This window comes from Nostoc sp. UHCC 0870, assembly GCF_022063185.1.
In the GTDB taxonomy this organism is placed as follows: domain Bacteria; phylum Cyanobacteriota; class Cyanobacteriia; order Cyanobacteriales; family Nostocaceae; genus Trichormus.
On the sequence record NZ_CP091913.1, the window covers coordinates 2,119,881 to 2,143,896 of the forward strand.

A 24,016-nucleotide genomic window follows, 5' to 3' on the forward strand; every position below is an offset into this window, starting at 1 on the left:
CAAACCGGGGTGATCATCTATCATTAATGATTTACTTGGGTTAAAGCCATTAATTTCTTTCTTCATACTTTCTAACTCTAGAACCGCCCAAACAAATAAAATTTTTTATTACTTCTTTATTTGGCCTTTTGTCTTGTTAAGCCAGTCCCACCAAGGTAATCAGCACATCTATTAATTTAATGGCAATGAATGGTGCAATCACTCCACCTAAGCCATAAATCAAGATATTGCGTTGTAGCAATTCGTTAGCTGTGAGAGGTCTAAACTTGACACCTTTTAAGGCTAAGGGAATTAAAGCGGGAATAATCAAGGCGTTGTAAATCAACGCTGACAGTATCGCCGAGTTGGTACTGGTCAAATTCATAATATTGAGACTTTGCAGATTAGCCCCCATAAAGATAACTGGGAGAATCGCAAAATATTTAGCAATATCATTAGCAATGGAAAAGGTTGTTAATGCTCCCCGTGTAATTAGCAGTTGTTTACCAATGCTGATGATATCAATTAATTTAGTGGGGTCGGAGTCCAAATCTACCATGTTGGCGGCTTCTTTGGCGGCTTGTGTACCTGTGTTCATGGCTACACCAACATTAGCTTGCGCGAGGGCTGGTGCGTCGTTAGTGCCATCTCCTGTCATGGCTACGAGTTTACCTTGGGCTTGTTCCCGTTGAATCACACTGATTTTGTCTTCTGGCGTGGCTTCGGCGATAAATTCATCAACCCCTGCTTCTTGGGCGATTACAGATGCAGTAATGTGGTTGTCACCTGTGAGCATGATGGTACGTACACCCATGCGGCGTAATTGCTCAAAGCGATCGCGGATGCCGGGTTTAACAATATCTTTAAGATAGACTACGCCATAGATGCGATTATCTAAGCAAACTGCTAACGGTGTACCTCCCTGTTGGGAGACTTTTTCGTAAGCGGCATCTAATTCTGGTGTACTTTGACCATTACGAGAACGGACAAATCCTTTAATTGCGCCTACAGCCCCTTTACGCGCTTCCCTTCCCCCTGGTAAGTTAGTACCACTCATGCGGGTTTTAGCAGAAAATTCCACACCTTGGGCTTGGTTGAAGTCGAAATCAAATCTTGCACCCAGCTTTTCGGCGAGACGGACAATGGATTTACCTTCAGGGGTGTCATCAAAGACGCTAGCCACCCAAGCTACACTAGCAATTTCCGCCATTGCATGACCGTTAATGGGGATAAACTCTTCCGCCAAGCGATTCCCTAGGGTAATTGTGCCGGTTTTATCAAGAACTAGGGTATTAATATCACCACAGGCCTCTACTGCCCGGCCTGATGTGGCAATGACGTTAAATTGGGCGACTCTATCCATACCAGCGATACCGATGGCACTAAGTAAGCCGCCGATGGTGGTGGGGATTAAGGCTACCAGTAAGGCGACTAAAATTGGCACACTGACGGGACTATCTACGTAGTAAGCAAAGGCGGGTAAGGTAGCGACAACCAACAGAAACACCAAGCTCAAAACCGCTAATAATACCGTCAGGGCGATTTCATTGGGGGTTTTGGTGCGTTCTGCCCCTTCTACGAGGGCAATCATCCGGTCAATAAAGCCTTTACCGGGGTCGGCGGTGACGCGGATAATCAATTCATCGGAGAGGATGCGTGTACCACCAGTCACAGAACTAGCGATATCTGAGCCTGATTCTTTCAGGACTGGTGCAGATTCCCCTGTAATGGCTGATTCATCGACGGAAGCTACGCCCATAATTACTTCCCCATCGGCGGGTATGGTATCCCCCGCGACTAGATAAATTGTGTCGCCTTGCCTGAGACTAGCGGAAGGAACTTCCGATATTGCGCCATCGGGGGAAAGTTTTCTCGCTAGGGTTTCTGATTTAGTGGAACGCAAAGTATCAGCTTGGGCTTTACCTCTTGCTTCAGCTAAGGCTTCGGCAAAGTTAGCAAACCAAACGGTGAAGAATAATACTCCGGTTAAAATGCCGTTGAATAGTTGGGGGTTTTGCTGTTGGGTTATGCCAAATAGATTGGGATTGATGGTGACAGCTAAGGTGATGAGTGTCCCCACCCACACCAAAAACATCACGGGGTTGCTGATGGCAGATTTGGGATTGAGCTTGATAAAAGCATCCCCGATGGCTCTGAGGTAGATGTTTCTAGTCTTGATTCTGCTCTTTTTGCGGGCTTGACGGCGCGATTTAGTTTTGGGGGTAGGTGCAACTGGATTCATATTGGGGATTGGGGACTGGGGATTGGGGATTGGGGACTGGGGATTGGGGATTAACAGTGAACAGTGAACAGTGAACAGTTATCAAGTGACTGATAGCTGATTTAAGTATCCCCTGATCCCTTCTAACTACCAGATGCTAGTTTAAACCCTTCGGCAATAGGGCCTAGTGCTAACACTGGGAAGAATGTTAACACTCCCAAAATCAAGACGATGCCGGCTGTAACTGTTGTAAATATTAAGGAATCTGTTTTGAGTGTGCCAGGGGTTTGGGGTACTGTTTGCTTACGGGACATACTATCAGCTAACAGTAAGACGGCAGCCATTGGAATGTAGCGTCCGGCGACGATGGTGAAGCTGGTGCTTAAGTTCCACCACAGGCTATTATCGGCGAGTCCCTCTAAGCCAGAACCATTGTTAGCACTAGCTGAGGCATACTCATAAACCACTTGAGAAATCCCATGAAAACCTGTATTGGTAATGCCAGAAAGGGAAAAGGGATAGGCGAGGGCGATCGCACTGGGAATTAAGATTAATATGGGGTGAATCAGTAAGACGACGCTGGCGAGGACGATTTCGCGTTTTTCGATTTTGCGTCCAAAAATTTCTGGGGTGCGTCCCACCATCAAGCCGGTTAAAAATACGGTGAGAATTAGATAAACAAATAGATAAGCTGTTCCTGTACCTTGCCCACCCCAGATAATTTGCAGGAGTAAGTTAAATAATGTCGCAAATATTCCTGATGGCATGAAGGAATCGTGCATCCCGTTGACTGCACCTGTCATAGTGGAGGTTGTCGTGACTGCCCACAGTGCCGTTTCTGCCCAACCAAATCTTAATTCCTTCCCTTCTAAATTTGGTTGATCTACACCTAATGTCCCGTTTACTATGGGATTTCCTTGGAGTTCTCCCCCAGCAGCTACCCAAATTAGAATTACAAATACTACAAATACCATCCAAAATAATAGCCAAGCCTGTTTCATGTTTTTGGCAAATACGCCATAGGCATAAATCATGGCAGATGGGATCGCAATCATGGCAATAATTTCGAGCAAGTTAGAAGCACTGTTAGGATTTTCAAAGGGGTGGGCGGAGTTAGCAGTAAAGAAACCGCCGCCGTTTTCACCCAACATTTTGATCATTTCCCAGGAGGCTACTGGCCCTCTGGCTATATATTGAGTGCTTCCCTCTAGGGTGGTGACTTCTAAGGGGGGTTGTAATGTTTGCGGTACACCTAATAAAACTAAGGCGATCGCGCCAATCACTGAAATAGGCAATAATATTCTGGTAATGGCACGGATCAGATCAACGTAAAAGTTACCCAGTTTTTTCCCTGTTAATCCCCGAATAAAGGCAATACCTACTGCTATCCCCGTAGCTGCTGAGGTGAACATCAAAAATCCTAACGCGGCAACTTGGGAAAAGTAACTCAGGGTTGTCTCAGGAGTATAGTGTTGCTGGTCGGTATTAGTGACAAATGAAACTACTGTATGCAGTAAGATATCCCAACTAGGAGCAGCGAAGCCATTAGGATTCCAAGGTAACAACCTCTGAAAATATATCAGTGAATATACAAGAACACCCATACACAGGTTACTGTATAGAATCGCTCTTACATACTGCCAACCAGTCATTTCATCTTTTGGGCGAATGCCAGTCAGAACGTAGAAGCTGCGTTCTATCGGATTCATTAAGCGATCTAATACAGTCCTTTCACCGAGGAACACACGGGCTATGTATCTACCCAAAAGGGGTGTGATTGCTATCACAATACACAGCGTTAAGCCAATTTGTAATAAACCTTGTCCCATTTATTTTGTACTCAATACTATCTAAATTCTTAGAGATAAAAAATAACCCACTTGTCTAGAGGAGTGTGAGCAATTTGGCAATATTTCACACAACCTCATTCATTTAGCGATAGTTACGGTTTGCTGTCTTGATGATTTTGTAGTAGATGTTTAAAGTTTCCATCAAGAACACTTAAATTAATTTCATTTGTACTCTGTGCCTCTGTGTCTCTGTGGTGAAATTAAGAGATTTTTAACCACAGAGGCACGGAGACACAGAGGGATCATATGATATTTAATGGGTCTACATCTATTGTTAAGCTAACGCTATCACAACAGAGCGATCGCACTGCGTCCCAGTCGGGTAATTGTGGTAAGGCTTCTGAGTCGAATTTGAGTAATATTTGCCAGCGAAAACGGTTGGCGACTCGCATGACACTAGCTGGTGCTGGGCCTAATATTTCAAATCCCTCATTCGCTGTTAAAGCTGTGGCGATGATTTGGGCTGTATTCTGGACTTGAATGGGGTCAAGACTACTCAAGCGCAATAAAATTAATCTGCCTGTGGGTGGATAATTGAGGTCTTGCCGTTGTTCTAATTCGGCTTGGACAAAAGAATGATAATCGTGGTTTCTGACTGCTTCAATGACGGGATGTTCTGGGGTATAGGTTTGCATAATTACTCTACCGCGATCGTCACCTCTGCCGGCACGTCCGGCTACTTGGGTGAGGGTTTGAAAGGCTCGTTCGCTGGCGCGATAATCTGACAGATGCAGTAAGCCATCAGCCGCAACTACACCCACTAATGTGACCTGGGGTAAATCTAAGCCTTTGGTAAGCATTTGTGTCCCCACTAGTAAATTTGCTTCCCCGTTAGCAAACCGAGTCAGTAGGGTACGATGTGCGCCTTTGGTGCGGGTGGTATCGCTATCAAAACGGATATATGTCAATTCTGGGAACTGTCGGCTTAATTCCTGGGTGACTCGCTGAGTCCCGCTACCAAAGAATTTCAGGTAAGGGGACATACATTCGGGGCAATTTTGGGGATGCGATCGCACATAATTACAATAATGACAGCGTAACAATTGCGGTGCGTCTACTTCGGTTTGGTGGTAGGACAAGGACACATCACAATGGGGACATTCCAAGACATAACCACAGCTACGACAAGAAACAAAGGTGCTGTGTCCCCGACGATGGATAAATAAAATGCCCTGTTGTTTTGTCTGTTGTAGTTGTTGTAATGCTTGTTGTAGCGACCGACTAAATATAGACCGATTCCCGTCTTGCAGTTCTTGCCGCATATCCACTATTTCTATCGGTGGTAAGGGGCGGGAGTTAATGCGTTCGGGGAGGGAGAGGTAATGAGTGCTGAGTGCTGAGTGCTGAGTGCTGAGTTCTGAGTTCTGAGTGCTGAGTTCTGAGTTCTGAGTTCTGAGTTCTGAGTAAGGGAGTGAGGGAGTGAGGGAGTGAGGATTGGGGTAAAATCTCCCCTGCTCCCCTGTTTCCCCTGCTTCCTGATCAAAGTTCTTTAATTTTGAATTTTGAATTTTGAATTTTGAATTAATTAGCCCTCCTCCCCCCACATTCACCCAACTTTCCAAGGAAGGTGTCGCTGAACCTAAAACTAAGGGGCAATTTTCCAATTCTGCGCGCCACTGGGCGACGGTGCGGGCGTGGTAGGTGGGGATGGGTGAGTCTTGTTTAAAGCTGGAGTCGTGTTCTTCGTCGAGGATGATTAAACCTAGGTTGGGTAAGGGTGCAAAAATCGCGCTACGTGTGCCGATGATAATTTGCGGCTCGCCTGTGAGCATTTGTCTCCAGGTGTCGTAACGTTCGCCTTCGGAGAGTGCGCTGTGATAGACGCTGATTCTACTACCAAAGCGGGCGCGAAACCGATCTGTGAGTTGGGGTGTGAGTCCAATTTCTGGGACTAAAACTAAAGCTGATTTACCCTGGGCGATTATTGGGGCGATCGCTTGCAAATATACTTCTGTTTTGCCTGAACCTGTGATGCCATGCAACAACACTTGATGAAATCCATCTAGCTGTTGAATGGTTTCTAAGGCATTGGCTTGGGCTAGATTTAATGATTTGGGTGTATCTGAAGCTAATGCTTGACCTTGTTCTCTTCTCAAGATTTCCCGTTCTTCTATAACAATGTAACCCTTTTGTTCCATCGTCTTGAGGATAGAGGAACTGGCGTTAGTAATTTGCAATAATTCACTTTGCCACAACTCACCCCCACGTCTTCGCAATACTTCTAAAATCTCTCTCTGTCGCGTGGTTATATCCCTCTCAATGGTGTCAATTAATATCACTGCCTTTTGTCTTTTTGGTCGAGTTGTGCGGGGAGGTTCTAAATAGCTTTCTACTAACCCAATTCGCAGCAGTTCCCGCACTCCCTGATAGGCAGATTTGACTTTTTGTTGTAAATAAGCGAAACTATAATTCCCTGCTGATTGAGCCTGTAAAAGTTTAAGAATTTGCTGCGCTGTTGGACTCAAAAAAGCAGTTGAAGTTAATAGGTCTTTTTGTTTGCTAATTAACCGGATACGACGTTGCGATCGCCCCAATAATCCTGGTGGTAATGCCACTCGTATCACTTGAATCAGAGGTGTATAGTAATATGATGCTACTTTATTTAATAATTCCCAATAAGCAGTGCTAAAAAAGCCGGATGTGACTACATCTTCTACTTCTCGAATTTTTTCTGGTGGTATATCAATGTTGGGTTGGCTTAATAATCTAACTGCGATCGCGCCTAATTGTTGTGCGCCAAAAGGTACACTTAATATGTCTCCTGGTTGGATTTCTAGTTGGGCTGGTAAACGGTAAGTAAACAGTCCTACATTACCTGGACAGTCTACTAGGACTTCAACGTAGCGATTTCTATTAGTTGATGTACGGTAAAAGTCTGTCGTCTCATGAACCATCAAACTCTGTGAATTTACGTTATTAATATACATGGTGACTAAAATCTAAAGATAAATATTCTTATTTGTGTGAACTGTAACTGCAAAATTAGCTCAAATAGCCAAAATTAAAAATTTTCCTCCTAATAAAGTAAATTGTATTTCACAATACTTTTATCACCCATAATACTTGATAAGTTTCCTCTTATGTAATCTACTAGACAAATTGAACTCACCCATACGTGCAATAAATATTTGAAGTCTACTATAAAAAATAAAAGTATATCCCTGAAGATGTCCAAAATAGTTTATCTATTTACTAAATAGGGAATAGCGTTTTTCAGCCCCTTGATAGATATTCAATCCTTTCTGTATATGAGATGCTTTTATACAAAGATTTTTTTTGCAATAGTAAATTGCCCGATTATTAGCATTAATAATTTTTATAAGCAACTGACCAGTCCAGTCCAACAAATACACCGATTAATTTCATAAATCTCAATTAAACACCCAAAAAGTTTACAAAAGTTCAAATTTCGTGATATCCAAGTGTATTTTATCTAAATTGTTCAGGTTGAGAAAAGTTGAAGGGGTTTGACAGATTCGGAAATTAATAAAACAATAAGCATATATATGTTGTGACTGGAAAAATAAAATTTGGGTGCAAAATCAATATTATTTAGAAGTTTAAGTTAGTGGCAACACATAACTGCCAACAAAAAATTAATTTTAACTTCTATCAATGAATTCGCATCAAGTTGGGTTTTGTGATTAAACAGGTGCATTCTTGCTGAGGGAACTGTCAATTATTAGTAGTGAACAGCTGCCATTAAATTATGTACCAAACCAAGCAAAAATCCCTTAAGGAAAATATGAATATTGCTAAATTAGAAACGATGGACATACTTGAGAATACTGTTGAAATTGAAGAAGAAACTTTTGAAAGTTTGGAACTAGTCATAGAAGAAGAAGTCCCAACCGTAGAACATCTGGAGTCAGATGAGCGGGATGGGGATCAAATGGCAGCTGCTCGTCCTTCTGGGTATAATAAAACCGAGCATGATGATGCTGTCGGGGCATTTTTTAAAGAAATGGCACGCTATCCATTACTCAAACCCGATGAAGAGGTAGAGTTAGCTAGGCGAGTCAAATTTTTAGAAGACGTAAAAGATTTACAAGATGCGTTGCAGTTAGAATTAGAATTAGCAGAGCCACCTACCAAGGCTCAAGTAGCTGCTCGATTAGAAGTTACAGAAAAGCAGCTAGAACATCGTTTATATCAAGGTCGAGTTGCCAAGCGGAAAATGATTCGCTCGAACTTGAGATTAGTAGTCTCAATTGCGAAGAGATATTTAAATCGGGGAGTTCCTTTCCTGGATTTAATCCAAGAAGGAGCAATGGGTTTAAATCGCGCGACAGAAAAATTTGATCCCGATAAAGGCTATAAGTTTTCTACCTACGCTTACTGGTGGATTAGACAAGCCATTACCAGAGCGATCGCTAATGATGCCAGAACCATCCGTCTACCTATCCACATTGTAGAAAAACTTAACAAACTCAAAAAAGCTCAACGGGAACTCAAGCAGAAACTCCATCGCAACCCTTCCGAAGCAGAAATGGCAGAGTCGCTAGAAATCAGCGTCCAACAACTGCGCCAACTGCAACAGTTAAGAAGACAAGCATTGTCTCTCAACCACCGTGTCGGTAAAGAAGAAGATACCGAACTGATGGATTTATTAGAAGATGAAGACAATCTTTCCCCTGAAGCAAAAATGAACGAAAACATGATGCGTCAGGAGATTTGGGAAGTCTTAGGCGATGTTCTTACCCCACGGGAAAAAGATGTGATTTCTCTCCGCTATGGTTTGACAAGCAGCGAACCATGCACCCTAGAAGAAGTGGGTAATATGTTTAATCTCTCCCGTGAACGAGTGCGCCAAATTCAAAGTAAAGCCATGCGGAAGTTACGCCGTCCTCACATAGCGAAACGTCTCAAGGGTTGGCTGATTTGAAGACAGGGAGCAGGGAGCAGGGAGCAGGGGAAGCAGGGGAAGCAGGGGGAGAAAAACTAATGACTGTTGACTGTTGACTGTTGAGTGTTGACTATGGACTAATGACTATGGACTATTAACCATAGACTCATGACTGTACATGGTGATTTAATTGTGCGTTTTGCTGAACCTGATGATAGCAAAGCACTTTTTGACTTAATTCAAGGGCTAGCGGAGTACGAAAAACTATCTCATGCTGTAACTGGCGATGCTTCGGCATTACAGGAGCATTTATTTGGCTCACGAAAGTATGTAGAGGCAATATTAGCCGAATACTCAGGGAAAGCTGTAGGTTTTGCCTTATTTTTTCATAATTACTCAACATTTCTCACTAAACCAGGTCTTTATCTCGAAGACTTGTTTGTTTTACCAGATTATCGACGACAAGGCATTGGTAAAGCCCTGCTGATAAAATTAGCTCAAATTGCTGTTGAAAGAGATTGCGGCAGATTAGAGTGGAGTGTTCTCGACTGGAATGAGTCAGCGCAGGCATTTTACCGAAGTATGGGAGCATCCATTTTAGACGACTGGCGAATTTGCCGCGTCACAGAGTCAGCAATTAGCCAGTTAGCAGCTAAAGAATCATGAAGTTTGACAAACCGTCATTTGACGCAGGCAATTAAATCACCTGAGAATTATATAGGAAGATATTGGGCTGAATAAGCCTTTGTTGCAGAGAGAACACAAAATGAAGAAAATTTTTTCAATCCTACTGTTAGGCATAGCAATCTTCACGTTTGCCTTCAGTAATTCGGCTTTGGCTGCTGACAGCGTAAATGGAGCAAAAGTCTTTAGTGCTAACTGTGCTTCCTGTCATGCAGGTGGTAAAAATTTAGTGCAAGCTAACAAGACCTTGAAGAAAGATGCCTTGGAACAGTTCGGTATGTACTCAGCAGAGGCAATTATTGCTCAAGTAACAAAAGGTAAAAGTGCCATGCCTGCCTTCTTAGGTCGTTTAAAGCCTGACCAAATTGAAGATGTAGCGGCTTACGTCCTGGAACAAGCAGATAAAGGCTGGTAAGTAGAATCGGGTAGAGGCAGAAGAGCAGAAGACTTGTTGGATAATTTTTTTTGACTCAGTAGTTATTTCTGCCAAAATGCACTTAAAAGTAGTGGTATTATCTCCACTACTTTTTCTATATTTAAACTTGTTTGTAGTGAGGACTTTAGTCCTCTTTTCGAGACTCTACGAAAAGAACTTAAAAACATAAACCTCTAATTTATGTCTAATTATTTAATTTATGATGCTTAATTAATTAGATAAAATCAAAATTAAGTTAGACAGAATATTAGACTGATTGCAAAAATATTGACCAACTTGAAACATGGCTGTAAAAATTTATTTTTTGCGGTCTGATTCGCGCCTGCCATTATTTATATGCAATGTTGTTCAGGCATATTCAAGTATTTATGCAAGTTGTCTATATATTCAATAGACCTCTTGCATAAATGCTTAACCTGTCATGTTGAGCGAAGCGAAACATCTCATTTTCGGACTTTTGCAAAAGGTCGAATAAAATCTAACTAATTTTTTTGTTAAACATGATTGATTTAGGAGCAAGTTAGATGGCGAATATCAAAATTGATGAACTGTATGCTACAGGTTATGATTTATTTCAAGATTCGGAAAACTTTCTCAATGAATTGACTAATCCGACCATAGACTTGATTGCAGGTGGTGGTTTTAGTGGTGGCTTTGGATTTGGTTCTTACAGTGCTTCTTATTCGCAAGGTTCTTACAATTCTTTTCCTAGAAGCTACTACTCAGGTGGCTCTGGTTATGGCGGCTTTGGCGGCTTTGGCTATGGACATGGAAAGTGGTGTTAATTCATAGCTTATCGAGAAATTGGGTTTTAGAACCAATTTCTCGATAAATTTTCCGATTTTTGTAGGATGGAATATCAAGTTGGGACTAATTCGCCTGGACGTAGCTTCGACCATTTACCAGTTTCTTGTTTAAAGCTGAGACAACCAACCACATCCCATTCCATTTCAATCACATCTTCTGTGGTACGGATATTAACGTTGATAGAAGGTTCATTAGGATCAAAATTGGGGGTTTCTGTTAAGTGGGGCTGTTGGTGCTGTGTCTCGACGGCATTATAAGTTACACAGCGATCTACATAGTGGCAGTTTACGCAAATACACATAATAGAACCAACTCCAGATGCCTTTATTATTGTTAATCTAGCTTAAGCCAAACCTTTATTCACCTGTTGCTGGGTTGATTTTTATTAAGATGTATCCCCCTATTGTCTCTACCTTAGCTCCTGAAAATTGGCCTTTTAGTCTGGAATGGTTGCCACGAACAGCTTACATGGTAGGTGGTGCAGTGCGGGATGCCATCTTAGGTAGAACTCGTGAATATTGGGATCTTGATTTTATTATCCCATCGGATGCGGTCAAGGTAGCAAGAGCGATCGCACATCATTACCAAGCTGGTTTTGTCTTACTCGATTCTGAACGCCAAATTGCTCGTGTGGTGTTTCCTGATGCAACTGCTGATTTTGCTCAACAGGAAGGTGAGAGTTTAGAGACTGATTTACATAGAAGGGATTTTACAATAAATGCGATCGCCTATAATCCCCACACCCAAGAAATCATCGACCCGCTACACGGCTGTGATGATATAGAGTTGGGTCTATTACGCATGATATCACCCAGCAATTTAGCAGATGACCCTCTACGCCTATTACGTGCCTATCGCCAAGCTGCTCAACTGGGTTTTAATATTGAGTCAAATACCCAAAATACTATCCGGGCTTTAGCATCGCGTATATCCCAAGTAGCAGCAGAACGAGTCCGGGTAGAAATTGGTTATTTGCTAGCTAATTCTCAGGGTACACCTTGGATAACCGAGGCTGGGGAAGATGGGTTACTTGCACCGTTCTTTCAAAACGCCACCCATGAAAACTTTGACAAATTAGCCGCAGTTGACGCCGTAGCGGCCTTAGTTACAGAACATTGGCCCCAACTAGGTGTAGAACTACAACATTATGTGCGTGATACAGTCAAAACTACTTGGTTAGGTATTGCTAAACTGGCCTGTCTTGTCCATCCAGAGCCAACAGCCGCAGAAAACGAACTACAGGAACTCACCTATAGCCGCGCTGAAGTTCGCGCTGTCACCACTGCTTTGAAATTGTTCCCTCAGCTAAAGTTAGCTGATACTGTGCGAGAACAGTATTTTTTATTCCAAGAAGCAGGAATTGTATTCACGGCTACAATTCTGTTAGCCTTAGTATACGATAATCTGGTAGAGCCGATGTCTGGCACAAATCCTTTCGGGGTATACGCACCATTGATCAGCCGCTACCTTAACCCTGATGATCTGGTCGCTCATCCCACTCAGCTAGTAAGTGGTAAAGATATAATGATAGCACTAAATATCCCGCCATCGCCAGTTGTAGGTCAACTGCTGACGGAAATTGGTGTAGCACAAGCTGAGGGGAAAGTCTCAACACCCCAAGAGGCGATAGATTTGGCGAGGGAAATAATTCGTAATGGGCTGCGCCCCGCTACGCTCTAAGCGCAGCTATGCCGCAGGCTTTACGTAATGGGCTGCGGAATAAGTGTTGCAGATTTAAATCCAAAATTCTGGTTGAATTAAGTCAATAGCGATCGCTAACAGATTAGCAAAGTCCAACTTTTGACGTACTCCCCGGCATGAATGCGCGGGGATTCTCAAAGGATGTTCCGAGCGAGGCTAAAGCCGCCGCTCTCCACTCTTTTTCCTGCTTCGTTGACTCTTAACTAGACTGTTGCCAGTCCCCGTCAGACCGTCTCCACAGGCAATTTGTTCCACGCTGCGTCCCAGCGCGTTGACCCCTCTGTTACGGATCACTTGTGCGGCTGCTACATCTCTATGTGTTGTGTAGCCGCATTCAGGACAAGAATGTATCCTGTCCTTTAATTCTTTCTTCCCGGTGTGGGCATCACATTGAGGGCAAACTTGAGATGTGTAGTCTTTGTCAACCTTCGCAAAATATACCCCTCGTTTCCAACATACCCATTGCAAGATTGAGACAAACCGCCCAAATCCGGCATCAAGAGTATGTTTGCAAAACATTCCTTTTGCCCACACACGGAAATCAATATCCTCAACAAAAATCATTCCTGCATCGTCACAAAGTTTATGCGCTAACTTAAAGTGCCAATCTTTGCGAGTATCAGAAATGCGTTGATGTAATCTTGCAATTTTCCGGTTTAATTTGTGACGATTGTTAGACCCTTTCTGTTTTTTCTTCAGTCTACGTTGTAGCAATTTCAGCTGACAGTGTAGTGTCTGAAGAAATCGAGGACGTTCAATCAATTCACCATCGGAAGTAGCTGCAAATTTATCTAAACCTAAATCAATACCTCTGGGATTACCAAAAGCAACAGGATTAGGAACATCAACATTACATTCCAGAGTAAACATCAAGAAATATCCTGATGCTTTGCGAACTACCCTAACTTGTTTAACTTTAAAACTGTCAGGGATTTCTCGTGACTTCACATACTCAACCCATCCCAGTTGCGGTAACTTAATTTGATTACCTTTAAGAACTTCCCCCTTTCCTAGTTGTGGATATACAAAAGACCGCATTCTATAACGATTCTTGAATCTAGGAAACCCCATACCCTTGCGTTTCATGTCCACAAAAGCCGTTTCTAGCTTGCGTAGAACTTGCTGCAATACTTGGGAGTGGACTGTTCCTAACTCTGGAAATTCATTTTTAGCGCGAGTCAAAGCATTTGCTTGCTCATAGTAGTTGGGGTAGGGTTGGTCTGCTGAGATGATGTATTCGGAGATAATTGAGCAGGAGTTAACCGGACACTTGCGAGAATTAAGCCAGTCCTTGCGTTCACGTAGAGCAAAGTTCCAGACCTGGCGACACACATTAAGAGTATGTTCAATCTTCTCGACTTGCTCATCCGTTGGTATGGCTTTGTACTCGTAAGTCAGAGTTAACACTACTCATCACCTCCTTTTACAAAATCATACACTGTTTTGTAAAATAGCTCAAGATATTGAAAATGTGGCTGAAAAGCCACACTTGCTTTTCATCCCCTGCATCTATTGCACGAAAAATGCAACTACGTCGCTGTTTCTCAGGGGTTTTCAAGCTAACCTTTATAAAATAGTATCCAAAACCGAACTCGTTCCCGCATTTGCTCAACACCACCAGCAAATATCACTCGTCTACCCTGTATAACCAGAGATAACCAGGGGGAAGTTTTGCGAATGAGACGAAACTAGAGATAGCAAGGTCTTGTCAAGTCGCTTCGCTCCAATTCAAAATTCAAAATTCAAAATTAAATACCTCACGGATAAATCAGGGGGCTTGAATTAATGCTGTTTCACTTTTTTTCTTCTCCATAAATAAATTTAGGGGCTTGTCTCCTTTTTTCTTTGGTCAACATAGAATTAGGCGTTCAATGGTTGAATATTTAATTCAGCTTGCCATTGAGATAGAGGTTTTTCCCAAGCATCTTCCCACTTTTGAGCAAATAAGGGCTTTGCTTTTAATCCCATCATCCAGCCTTGGGCAATGGTTTCGAGCAGTTGGGGTAAATCTTCTGGAGTGAGCAAAGTTATGCCTATTAAAGCATTGGCAATTAACATCCCAGCCAGGGGTAGGCGAAACTGTGCTAAATAAAATGCCTGTAGTCCAATTTCCTCAATGCTGCTCGCACTAAAGCCTGTAATTAGATGCCAAATATCATGAGTTTGTTGCCAGCGATACTCGATATAAGCGGTATCTGAATTGATGTCAATGTCTAAATCAATACGTTCAAAACCCAATTCTTTGAGTCTGGAAGCGTAGAGATAACCCAAGGAATCAGGTGGAAGTTGCAACAGTTGCTCTAAATCATGGGTTGGAGGACTGTAACGTTCTTGGATTAAACTTGCCACATCGGGATTAATCTGCATATCTTCAGCCGCCAGTTCAAAAGCACGGCTATGAATTAAGATGCTACTCAGTTCATCAACGGCATCTAGACTGTCTTCTGTCGTGAGTAATGTAAAAAAGGCTTTCATCGCGGTCAAAAACTGGAAATTCATCTGCCGTTGGACTTCCGAATCAAGTTTAAGCGGCTGAATAGTTGCAGGGTTGAGGGTTTGCATGACAAAAACTCGTGAAGAGGGGATAATTAATATGAACACAGTTCACGTTTTAATATATGAACATTGTTCATGTTTTGTCAAGGGTTAAATTGATGACAGCGAAAAATTCCCCCAACGCCTCAAAAATGCGTCGCCAACCGCAGCAGTTGCGGAGTCAAGAGCGAGTGGATAGCATTTTGAATGCAGCAGAGGAGTTATTTATTGAGGTGGGATATGAACAGACGACGACGCGGGCGATCGCAACTCGTGCTAAAGTTCCCGTAGGTTCGTTGTACCAGTTCTTTCCCGATAAAGAAGCTATTCTCAAAGCTTTAGCAACTCGATATTTCCAACAGGAGTATCAGTTGTTTGCCCAACTGCACACACAAGAAGCAGAGACTTTACCTGTAGAGGTGTATGTTGATAGGGTGATTAATGCTTTCGATCATTTTATGAATAGCCATCCGGGATATCGGGCAGTTTATGAACAACTGCTGAATTTGATGACATATCCAGCAATTGAGGCTATGGATAAGTACGAATATCGGATTGTTGATGAACTGGCGGTTTTTTTTGGTAGAATTAACTCTACGCTAGATGCTGAAAAATGTCAGGCGATCGCTTTGTTAGTGGTGAAAGTAGTAGGTGATTTGCTTTGGCTAGCGACAAGCCAACATCCTCAAATGCGTCAACAGCTTTTAATAGAAACTAAGATATTAATGTTGGGTTATTTGAATCACTATCTAATAAATCAACCAATTGGCTGATTACCAGGGTTGACAGCATGAATAAACTCACTACCTGATTTTGGTCTACCACGTTTATAACTGGCTTCTTCTGGTTTACCCCATCCCATCTGTAAAATCATCTCTAAAAAATTAGCATTTTCCCACTTCGAGAAACTAGCCCATTCTGTTATTTGGGCAATTCTTTCTACATCAGGTACTGTAATTTTTTGATATTGTTTACTATTATTAAAACTCAAATATAAATCCATTTGTGCTGTGACTTCATACCAAAAATTCAAAATAGAATTTTTCGCTGATTTGATTACTTCCAAATCATTAGTCAGGGCAATTAATTGGGTGTCTACTTCTGGATAGCGCAGGCTTTTACCTTTGACTGTCATCTCGCGCCAAACAATTCCCGAAACTTGATTTTCTTGTTGATAAACGTGAATAGCCGCTTTAAAATCTTGATAGGCGGTGAATTTTTGTAGCCCATCTGTTCTAATAAACTGGTCAATCAAAGGATTACCAGAAACTGTTACTTCTATTTTAAGACGTTCTCCTTTAAGGCAGGCTTGACGTTCGTCTGCCAAAATTTGAATTAGTTCCTCGGTAGTATAAACCTTTGACATCAGAATACACTCTACTCGTCATTGGTCATTAGTCATTAATCAATAGTCAATGGTCAAAAATTATGGACTGTTGACTGTTGACTCTTGACTAAAAAAGCTGATATCTCAACATTAGCTTTTACAGGATGAAGAATACAGTAACAGGCGGTACGAAAATTTAGGGCAGACCAATTTGGTCTACCCCCAAAGTTATTGGGCTAATTCACTACTGAACTCATTAAAAGATCGGCGTTTTAACTGTGTTGTTTCGGTGCGGGGTAATAAATCAAACACTTTTCGCAGACTGTCATCTATATCTTCATAGGCGACTTGACCCTGCTTATTTAAAACCACCTCACCTGACTGATTAAACACTACAACTTGAGGCACACCTCCAGTATAGTAATATCCTGCTTCTGTGGGTTCATAGCTTTGTTTGGCTGGAATGGTGTCAATATTAAGTGGCATAATCTCAGCCACTTGGCCATAAAATTCTTGTATCCGTGAAATAACGATCGCATATTGTTTACAATCACGGCTATCATCCAGATAGAAAGCCAACACCGTTGGTTTATGTTCGGCTAAAGATTGCGCTAGGGTTACTTTAGGTGGTACTAGCGAACCGTTACCAGCATAAACTACGAAGATATTGCCATCATAAAGGTCATCGTTAACACCTGCTAAAGCTGGCTGTATACTAACAATTAACAATAAAGTCAGTAAAAACAGGCATTTGGAAACCAACCGCCGCCAGTCAGCAATTTTTTTATGTAAAAAAGGAAACATGATACTAATCATCAAAATGCACCTTGCAAGCTACTATTTATCGTTAGGTGTGCTGAATTAGGCAAACTGGGCTGGATATATAATTACGCCCGTCCACTTTTTTTAAGATAACGCCTAGGGGTATCTATGGGATAGGTGATAGGTGATAGGGGACAGGTGATAGGTGATAGGGAGAGTGGGGAAGAAAAACTATTGACTATTGACTATTGACGATTGACTATTGATCAAAAGAATTAGGGTATGGATGTGGGTAATAAGATAAAACTTATAGATAGAGTGCGTTTAGGGTTTGCGGTGTTGGTGGCGAAAAGTGTCACCTTTGGGGTAAAATCGCTGCGTCTGGGTGCTGCTAGTGTATTACCAGGGGCGATCGCTAGGCGTATTGAACCGCGACTGTTAGAATTATTGAGCCAGCAAGTCAAAAACGGCGTGATTATGATTGCTGGTACTAATGGCAAAACTACTACGGCGTTGCTGTTATGCACGATATTGGAAAACAAAGGTTTCCGTGTCTGTCATAACTCCACGGGTGCAAATCTGGAAAATGGTTTGATGACAGCTTTCCTAGAAAACAGTAACTTGGTGGGGACGCTGAATGTTGATTATGCAATTCTGGAAGTAGACGAAAATATTGTTCCCAAGGTATTAAAACCACTCCAGCCAAAAATTATCCTGTGTTTGAATCTATTTCGGGATCAACTTGATAGATACGGCGAAGTAGACACCATCAGCAAACGCTGGACAAAAGTTATCTCGACTCTCCCACCAGAAACAGTAGTAATTCCTAATGCTGATGACCCAACTTTATCCTATCTCGGTCAACAGTTACCCCAAAAAGTATTATTCTTTGGTTTAAATGAACCAGAACATTATTTAGAAGCTATTCCTCACGCTGTTGATTCTATTTATTGTCCGCGCTGTGGACATTCTTTAGATTACAAAGGTGTGTATTTATCTCATTTAGGAGATTTCACTTGTCCTAGTTGTGGTTTTACCAAGAGTCAACCAGCCTTAGCTAGTAGTGAATGGAAACAGATTTTAGTTGGTTTATACAACAAATACAACACCTTAGCCGCAGCCACAGCAGCTATAGAATTAGGCGTAGATGAAAGTACAATTCGCAATACTATTAATAACTTTCAAGCTGCTTTTGGACGTGCGGAAGATTTAGTGATTGATGGTAAACGAGTCAGAATCTTATTATCAAAAAATCCTGTCGGGACGAATGAGACGATTCGCGTTGTGACTCAAAGCACCGATACAACCACATTAATGGTGTTAAACGATCGCACTCCCGACGGTACAGATGTATCCTGGATTTGGGACGTAGACACAGAAAAACTAGTCGAACGTGGTGGGACTTTAATCGTGAGTGGCGATCGCGTCTATGATATGGCCTTACGTCTGCGTTACAGTGAAAAATCGCCCCAGAGTAATCTAAATTTAATTGTTGAGGAAGACTTAAAGCAAGCGATCGCCACGGCGTTAGAACACACACCAGCAGATGAAACCCTGCACATTCTCCCCACCTACTCAGCCATGCTAGAAGTGCGAGAAGTCCTTACAGGAAGAAAAATCCTTTAAATCAGTCAACAGTTACGCAATGTGCGGCTTATTCTTAAAACCCCTCTCCTGCAAGGCTACCGTGTACACACAAGTTATCGAATCGCTATCAGTCCTCGAATTACCCCACCCTAACCCTCCCCTTGGAAAGGGGAGGGAACTAGATTTTCCGGTTTCCCCCCTTTCCAAGGGGGGATTAAGGGGGGTAAAGCCCGGATCTCAAAGTAACTCCGATTTGTGTGTACACCGTAGTTCCTACAAGGGAAGGGGTTGGGGGTTAGGTTTAAAAGAAAATTGTCACACAGCTTATAGTCCCTTCTACTCCCTAAAACCATGACTTCCCAACAATTAGAATTAACAATCGGTTGGCTATATCCTACATTAATGAGTACCTATGGCGATCGCGGTAATGTGATTACTATAGAACGTCGCGCTCAATGGCGGGGATACAGTGTGAAAGTATTACCCCTTGACCAAAATTCCACAGCAGATGATATTAAATCTGTAGATGTAATAGTAGGTGGTGGCGCACAAGATAGACAGCAAGAGATTGTCATGCGTGATTTGCAAGGCGCGAAAGCTGAAGCCATCCGTGAGAAAATCGAAAACGGTACGCCAGGAGTTTTTACTTGTGGTTCACCCCAACTTTTAGGACACTATTACGAACCAGCTTTTGGACAGCGCATTGAAGGTTTAGGAATACTCGATTTAGTCTCCATCCATCCCGGCGAAAATACCAAGCGTTGCATCGGTAACTTAGTGATAGAAGTTACAGCCAGCCGACTAGCGAAAGATTTAGCAGAAATGACAGGAAGCAAACCCTATTTAGTGGGTTTTGAAAATCACGGCGGACGTACCAAATTAGGTAAAGTGGAAGCTTTAGGAAAAGTCGTATATGGCTTAGGTAATAATGGTGAAGATGGTACAGAAGGCGCGTTTTATCAAAATGCTATAGCCACTTATTCCCACGGGCCATTATTACCTAAAAATCCCTTTGTTGCTGACTGGTTAATTCAAACAGCATTGCGATTAAAGTATCAGCAGCCAATTAGTTTACAGCCTTTAGATGATACCTTAGCTATGCAAGCTAGAGAAGCAATGTCTAAGAAACTGCAAGTTAACCTACCAAAATCTGCTGCGATAGGTAAAGTCTAAAACTCATCTTAATAGCAAAATCTCTATTAACAACCCCTCTTGACAATTTTGAGGGGTTATTTCGTCACAATTACATAGAATTTGCATATTCTATGCTATTTTTGTACTAAATAAGGCTGTTTTTTCTCATCTTCCTCTACAATTCTTGGTAACAAACAGATGCTAATCACACCTCAAAGTGTACAACAAGAAATTCAAGAAGCGAAAGAAAAGCATCTTAAAAAATTAGATTTAAGTGGACTATGCCTAACTGAAATTCCTGATGAGGTATTTGAGTTGGAATGGTTGGATATCTTGATTGTTAGCTGCAACCAATTAACACAGATACCAGAGGCGATCACCTGCCTGCAAAATTTAACTACCCTGGATTTAAGCGACAACGGATTAACACAGATACCCGAAGCAATCACCCGCCTGCAAAATTTAACTATCCTGGATTTAAGAAGCAACGGATTAAAACAGATACCAGAGGCGATCACCCGCCTGCAAAACTTAACTACCCTGAATTTAAGCTACAACCAATTAACACAGATACCAGAAGCAATCACCCGCCTGCAAAATTTAACTACCCTGTATTTACTCGACAACGAAATAACACAGATACCAGAAGTAATCACGCGCCTGCAAAATTTAACTACCCTAGATTTAAGCTACAACCAATTAAAACAGATACCAGAAGCAATCACCCGCCTACAAAATTTAACTACCCTGTATTTACGCGACAACGAAATAACACAGATACCAGAAACAATCACTCACCTGCAAAATTTAACTACCCTGTATTTACGCGACAACTATATCAAAAATGCACCACTAGAAGTTGTTGAAGAAGGCATTGATGCAATCAGAGATTATTTTCGACAATTGGCAGATGAAGGTACAAATTATTTATATGAAGCGAAGTTGTTAATTGTTGGCGAAGGAGGGGCAGGTAAAACAACTCTAGCCAAGAAAATTGAAGACGAAAATTACAAAATGAAAGAAGAAGACTCAACAAAAGGAATTGAGGTAATACAGTGGCATTTTGAAATAAAAACTGGGCAAAATTTTCGAGTCAATATCTGGGATTTTGGGGGACAAGAAATTTATCATGAAACACACCAATTTTTCCTCACCAAGCGTTCTTTGTATGCAGTGGTAGCAGATAATCGCAAGGAAGATACAAATTTTTATTACTGGTTGAATGTGGTGGAATTGTTGAGTGATAACAGTCCAGTATTAATTATCAAAAATGAGAGACAAGACAGGACTCGTGAAATCAACGAACCGCAATTACGGGGACATTTTAGCAACCTGAAGGAAACCTTAGCAACTAACTTTGCTACTAACCGAGGCTTACCAGAAGTATTGCGAGAAATCAAACATCATATTGCTTCTCTACCTCATATTGGCGCAGCACTTCCCAAAACCTGGGTAAGAGTTCGTGAAGCTTTAGAGAATGAATCACGTAACTATATTAGCTTAGATGAATATTTGCAAATCTGCCAAACACATGGTTTTACCCAACGCAAAGACAAATTACAATTAAGCAACTATCTCCATGATTTAGGTGTATGCTTACACTTTCAAGATGACCCAATTTTAAACAATATAGTTATCCTCAAACCCAAGTGGGGAACTGATGCAGTTTACAAAGTATTAGACGATAAACAAGTAATTAATAACTTAGGTAAATTCACTTGGCGAGACTTGCAAAATATTTGGCAGGAAGAACAATATGCCGCAAAGCAAGGTGAACTTCTACAACTGATGATTAACTTTAAGTTATGTTATGAAATTCCTAACAATCCTAAAAATTATATCGCTCCTCAACTATTAACAGAAAAACAACCCAAGTATAACTGGGATAAACATAATAATCTTATTTTGCGCTACACTTATGACTTCATGCCCAAAGGAATTATTACTCAGTTTATAGTTTCTATAAATCAGTTAATTGATCAACAAAAATATGTCTGGAAAAGTGGCGTTATTCTCAGTCAAGACCAGACTAAAGCAGAGATAATTGAATATTACGACCAACGAAAAATTAAAATTCGCGTTACAGGGTTACATAAAAGAGACTTATTGACCTGCGTCACCCACGAAATTAATAAAATTCATGCTTCATATAAACAACTCAAATTTGATAAACTAATTCCTTGTAATTGCTCAGTTTGTAAAAATCAGCAAAATCCACACTTTTATAAATTTGATAATTTAAGAAATCGTATTGCTAAACAAAAATATGATGTTGAGTGTGATATTAGCTTTGAAAAAGTAAATGTCTTGCAATTAATTGATGATGTCATGGACAAAAATCAGTTAAATCAAGAGGAGAAACAAAGACAAAACAGCAACGTAACTCATATTTATAACCAGATAAATGCAAATACTTTAAAACTGCAACAAGGAAATAATATTATGAACCAACCTCCCGATAGTGAAGAAAAATCTAAACCTCAAGAGGAAGTTAAACTTTCTTTTGCTTTTAGGAATGGAATGTTTTATTTATTCATATTCGTAGTAGTATTTTGTTTAATGACATTTTTTGGTGGCACATTACCATTTCATTATTTAGTTTTAATAATTCTAGGCACAGCAATATTTATCATTCTCATTGGTGTTCTGCAATTAAGGCAAGATGACCGACTCTCAGAAACATCCTTTGTCAAATTAATCAAAATGGTGCTGAAACAGTTTCCTTTAATTGGCAATTTCATAGAGATGTTCCAGCGTAAATAATATAACTCTAGTTCGAGGAAAGCTTACCCCAACCCCTTACTTTATAGGGCTAGTGTATTTATCCCGCCTCGGAATCAATTCCGAGTCTAATAGTGCAAGTCCTCTCAAGAGGACTCAAAGAAAAATTCCATCTAGTCCACTTGAGTGGACTTTGCTATATAGCGTTTCCTAATCACATGGGTATATCATAGCCCCCTCCTTGCTTGCTCTTAGGGGGTTGGGGGTGGGGTTCTTGTACCTCACTATATCTCTAAACCACTGCTCAGTGCGATCGCCCATTGCTTGTTGAGAATATTCTACCTCAGCCTGTTGACGACAAGCACGGCGATCGATTTTATCTAATTGTGCGATCGCATTCACCAATCCGTCAACGCTATCTGGTTCTACTAAAAAGCCCGTTTCACCATCTTTGACAATTTCCGTGAGTCCCCCACGACGATAAGCAATCACAGGTACACCACAGGCTAACGCCTCAATCGCCACATTACCGAAAGCTTCTACCCAACGCGGTGTAACTAATAACGCCCGACATTTACCTAATTCCTGTTGTAGTTGCTCAGTGGGGAGAAAGCCTACATATTCTATGGGAGCATTGGGATATTGTTGCAAAATTTCTTGCCAATATTGTTCATTTTGTTTAAACCCAAAGATTTTTAGGGTAAATCCGGTAATTTGCGCTGCTGCTACTGCATCTTCTAAAGCTTTTTCCGGTGCAATTCTACCTACCCAAGCCAAGGAATCACCGGGTTCACCACAGAAATCATAAATCGATAAGTCCATTCCATTAGCTAAACAACGACATTCCTCTGCAAAAGTAAACGTCTGTGCTTGTGTCAGTGAATGAACGCCAATCGTACCAGGAAAGTTAGTTGCTATTTGCTCAAGTATGCCGTCCATTGCATCGGTTAAAGAACCCATGCTAATTAAATGAGCGATGGGACGGCTAAAAAATGGAGTCAGATATAAAGGTAGCCAATCATAGGCAAAGTTGACGATTAAATCATAATCTGTCTGAACTTGGTGAGCATAGTCCCACATATTCGCCAAGACAGAATTTTTCGGCAAAATAATTGGCTCATCACGAGTCTGAGTTTGCGCTGGTGTCTGCACTTCACCGGAAATTTCTACAACTGACACATTTTTTACTACTGACCCACTAGGAGCTACTATTTTTACAGTATGTCCGCGTCGGCTCATTTCCTGGACAATATTGCTGAGAGTCAGTTCTACACCGCCTCCCACACCCGAACCAATCGCACCCACAGGGGTAGATAACATTAGCAACTTGAGCAAATTACTTTGATCTATAGTCATGGTATTTATGAATAACACTTAGTGTAGGATATTACTCTTATGGGCTATGCTAAATTTTGATTTTTGCACA

Annotated in this window: 18 protein-coding genes; 9 read left to right on the forward strand and 9 right to left on the reverse strand. The window is 41.4% G+C overall.

The annotated features are described in order from the left end of the window. Positions 1-136 precede the first annotated feature (136 nt). The 3 genes from kdpB to priA all read right to left on the reverse strand — a co-directional run bounded on the left by kdpB (position 137) and on the right by priA (position 6,977). The gene (kdpB, locus tag L6494_RS09165; RefSeq protein WP_237994022.1) at positions 137-2,221 is read right to left on the reverse strand and encodes a potassium-transporting ATPase subunit KdpB; all 2,085 of its coding nucleotides are present in this window, start codon (positions 2,219-2,221) and stop codon (positions 137-139) included. A gap of 122 nt (positions 2,222-2,343) precedes the next feature. Continuing rightward, positions 2,344-4,029 (reverse strand): potassium-transporting ATPase subunit KdpA, encoded by a 1,686-nt coding sequence (gene kdpA, locus L6494_RS09170; protein WP_237994025.1) that lies wholly within the window; start codon positions 4,027-4,029, stop codon positions 2,344-2,346. Positions 4,030-4,292: 263 nt separating this feature from the next. Beyond that, complete coding sequence (priA, locus tag L6494_RS09175; RefSeq protein ID WP_237994027.1) at positions 4,293-6,977, reverse strand: primosomal protein N'; 2,685 nt, start codon at positions 6,975-6,977, stop codon at positions 4,293-4,295. 782 nt (positions 6,978-7,759) lie between these two features. Between priA and L6494_RS09180 the strand changes: the two genes are divergently transcribed. The 4 genes from L6494_RS09180 (at position 7,760) to L6494_RS09195 (ending at position 10,801) form a co-directional block, all read left to right on the forward strand. After that, entirely contained in the window at positions 7,760-8,935 is a 1,176-nt protein-coding gene (locus L6494_RS09180) for an RpoD/SigA family RNA polymerase sigma factor (RefSeq protein ID WP_237994029.1), read from the forward strand. Positions 8,936-9,064: 129 nt separating this feature from the next. Next, positions 9,065-9,562, forward strand: a complete 498-nt coding sequence (locus tag L6494_RS09185; protein WP_237994031.1) for a GNAT family N-acetyltransferase — start codon at positions 9,065-9,067, stop codon at positions 9,560-9,562. A 100-nt stretch (positions 9,563-9,662) separates the two neighbouring features. Continuing rightward, positions 9,663-9,995 (forward strand): cytochrome c6 PetJ, encoded by a 333-nt coding sequence (petJ, locus tag L6494_RS09190; RefSeq protein ID WP_237994033.1) that lies wholly within the window; start codon positions 9,663-9,665, stop codon positions 9,993-9,995. Between the two features lie 545 nt (positions 9,996-10,540). Continuing rightward, a complete protein-coding gene (locus tag L6494_RS09195) occupies positions 10,541-10,801 on the forward strand; it encodes a hypothetical protein (protein WP_237994036.1) in 261 nt (86 codons plus the stop codon). A 74-nt stretch (positions 10,802-10,875) separates the two neighbouring features. Here L6494_RS09195 and L6494_RS09200 read toward each other — a convergent pair whose 3' ends face one another. Further along, complete coding sequence (locus tag L6494_RS09200; protein ID WP_237994038.1) at positions 10,876-11,124, reverse strand: Ycf34 family protein; 249 nt, start codon at positions 11,122-11,124, stop codon at positions 10,876-10,878. A gap of 89 nt (positions 11,125-11,213) precedes the next feature. On the opposite strand from L6494_RS09200, the gene L6494_RS09205 reads away from it, so the two are divergent. Continuing rightward, positions 11,214-12,503: a CCA tRNA nucleotidyltransferase gene (locus tag L6494_RS09205; RefSeq protein ID WP_237994040.1), complete on the forward strand. Its 1,290-nt coding sequence runs from the start codon at positions 11,214-11,216 to the stop codon at positions 12,501-12,503. Between the two features lie 177 nt (positions 12,504-12,680). Here L6494_RS09205 and L6494_RS09210 read toward each other — a convergent pair whose 3' ends face one another. Together L6494_RS09210 and L6494_RS09215 are read right to left on the reverse strand one after the other, a co-directional pair. Beyond that, positions 12,681-13,931 (reverse strand): RNA-guided endonuclease InsQ/TnpB family protein, encoded by a 1,251-nt coding sequence (locus tag L6494_RS09210; RefSeq protein WP_237994042.1) that lies wholly within the window; start codon positions 13,929-13,931, stop codon positions 12,681-12,683. 453 nt (positions 13,932-14,384) lie between these two features. Then, positions 14,385-15,086: a Coq4 family protein gene (locus tag L6494_RS09215; RefSeq protein ID WP_237994044.1), complete on the reverse strand. Its 702-nt coding sequence runs from the start codon at positions 15,084-15,086 to the stop codon at positions 14,385-14,387. Positions 15,087-15,178: 92 nt separating this feature from the next. On the opposite strand from L6494_RS09215, the gene L6494_RS09220 reads away from it, so the two are divergent. Next, positions 15,179-15,832, forward strand: a complete 654-nt coding sequence (locus L6494_RS09220; protein WP_237994046.1) for a TetR/AcrR family transcriptional regulator — start codon at positions 15,179-15,181, stop codon at positions 15,830-15,832. On the opposite strand, the gene L6494_RS09225 is transcribed toward L6494_RS09220, so the two are convergent. Continuing rightward, on the reverse strand, positions 15,817-16,425 hold the full coding sequence (locus L6494_RS09225; protein ID WP_237994049.1) for a hypothetical protein: 609 nt from the start codon (positions 16,423-16,425) through the stop codon (positions 15,817-15,819). The genes L6494_RS09220 and L6494_RS09225 overlap by 16 nt on opposite strands. A gap of 189 nt (positions 16,426-16,614) precedes the next feature. Further along, positions 16,615-17,202 carry a thylakoid membrane photosystem I accumulation factor gene (locus L6494_RS09230; RefSeq protein WP_237994051.1) on the reverse strand — a complete coding sequence of 196 codons (588 nt, stop codon included), beginning with the start codon at positions 17,200-17,202 and terminating at the stop codon, positions 16,615-16,617. 228 nt (positions 17,203-17,430) lie between these two features. On the opposite strand from L6494_RS09230, the gene L6494_RS09235 reads away from it, so the two are divergent. The 3 genes from L6494_RS09235 (at position 17,431) to L6494_RS09245 (ending at position 22,632) form a co-directional block, all read left to right on the forward strand. Further along, the gene (locus tag L6494_RS09235; protein WP_237994053.1) at positions 17,431-18,774 is read left to right on the forward strand and encodes a Mur ligase family protein; all 1,344 of its coding nucleotides are present in this window, start codon (positions 17,431-17,433) and stop codon (positions 18,772-18,774) included. Positions 18,775-19,086: 312 nt separating this feature from the next. After that, on the forward strand, positions 19,087-19,908 hold the full coding sequence (locus tag L6494_RS09240) for a type 1 glutamine amidotransferase (protein WP_237994055.1): 822 nt from the start codon (positions 19,087-19,089) through the stop codon (positions 19,906-19,908). 159 nt (positions 19,909-20,067) lie between these two features. Further along, positions 20,068-22,632: a COR domain-containing protein gene (locus tag L6494_RS09245; RefSeq protein ID WP_237994058.1), complete on the forward strand. Its 2,565-nt coding sequence runs from the start codon at positions 20,068-20,070 to the stop codon at positions 22,630-22,632. Between the two features lie 168 nt (positions 22,633-22,800). Here L6494_RS09245 and L6494_RS09250 read toward each other — a convergent pair whose 3' ends face one another. After that, positions 22,801-23,946, reverse strand: a complete 1,146-nt coding sequence (locus tag L6494_RS09250) for a glycosyltransferase family 4 protein (protein ID WP_237994060.1) — start codon at positions 23,944-23,946, stop codon at positions 22,801-22,803. Between the last annotated feature and the right edge of the window lie 70 nt (positions 23,947-24,016).

Bases quoted from the DNA above. Each gene is read 5' to 3' on its own strand.
- kdpB (WP_237994022.1), bottom strand. From the start codon at position 2,221: ATGAATCCAGTTGCACCTACCCCCAAAACTAAATCGCGCCGTCAAGCC.
- kdpA (WP_237994025.1), bottom strand. From the start codon at position 4,029: ATGGGACAAGGTTTATTACAAATTGGCTTAACGCTGTGTATTGTGATA.
- priA (WP_237994027.1), bottom strand. From the start codon at position 6,977: ATGTATATTAATAACGTAAATTCACAGAGTTTGATGGTTCATGAGACG.
- L6494_RS09180 (WP_237994029.1), top strand. From the start codon at position 7,760: ATGTACCAAACCAAGCAAAAATCCCTTAAGGAAAATATGAATATTGCT.
- L6494_RS09185 (WP_237994031.1), top strand. From the start codon at position 9,065: ATGACTGTACATGGTGATTTAATTGTGCGTTTTGCTGAACCTGATGAT.
- petJ (WP_237994033.1), top strand. From the start codon at position 9,663: ATGAAGAAAATTTTTTCAATCCTACTGTTAGGCATAGCAATCTTCACG.
- L6494_RS09195 (WP_237994036.1), top strand. From the start codon at position 10,541: ATGGCGAATATCAAAATTGATGAACTGTATGCTACAGGTTATGATTTA.
- L6494_RS09200 (WP_237994038.1), bottom strand. From the start codon at position 11,124: ATGTGTATTTGCGTAAACTGCCACTATGTAGATCGCTGTGTAACTTAT.
- L6494_RS09205 (WP_237994040.1), top strand. From the start codon at position 11,214: ATGTATCCCCCTATTGTCTCTACCTTAGCTCCTGAAAATTGGCCTTTT.
- L6494_RS09215 (WP_237994044.1), bottom strand. From the start codon at position 15,086: ATGCAAACCCTCAACCCTGCAACTATTCAGCCGCTTAAACTTGATTCG.
- L6494_RS09220 (WP_237994046.1), top strand. From the start codon at position 15,179: ATGACAGCGAAAAATTCCCCCAACGCCTCAAAAATGCGTCGCCAACCG.
- L6494_RS09225 (WP_237994049.1), bottom strand. From the start codon at position 16,425: ATGTCAAAGGTTTATACTACCGAGGAACTAATTCAAATTTTGGCAGAC.
- L6494_RS09230 (WP_237994051.1), bottom strand. From the start codon at position 17,202: ATGATTAGTATCATGTTTCCTTTTTTACATAAAAAAATTGCTGACTGG.
- L6494_RS09235 (WP_237994053.1), top strand. From the start codon at position 17,431: ATGGATGTGGGTAATAAGATAAAACTTATAGATAGAGTGCGTTTAGGG.
- L6494_RS09240 (WP_237994055.1), top strand. From the start codon at position 19,087: ATGACTTCCCAACAATTAGAATTAACAATCGGTTGGCTATATCCTACA.
- L6494_RS09245 (WP_237994058.1), top strand. From the start codon at position 20,068: ATGCTAATCACACCTCAAAGTGTACAACAAGAAATTCAAGAAGCGAAA.
- L6494_RS09250 (WP_237994060.1), bottom strand. From the start codon at position 23,946: ATGACTATAGATCAAAGTAATTTGCTCAAGTTGCTAATGTTATCTACC.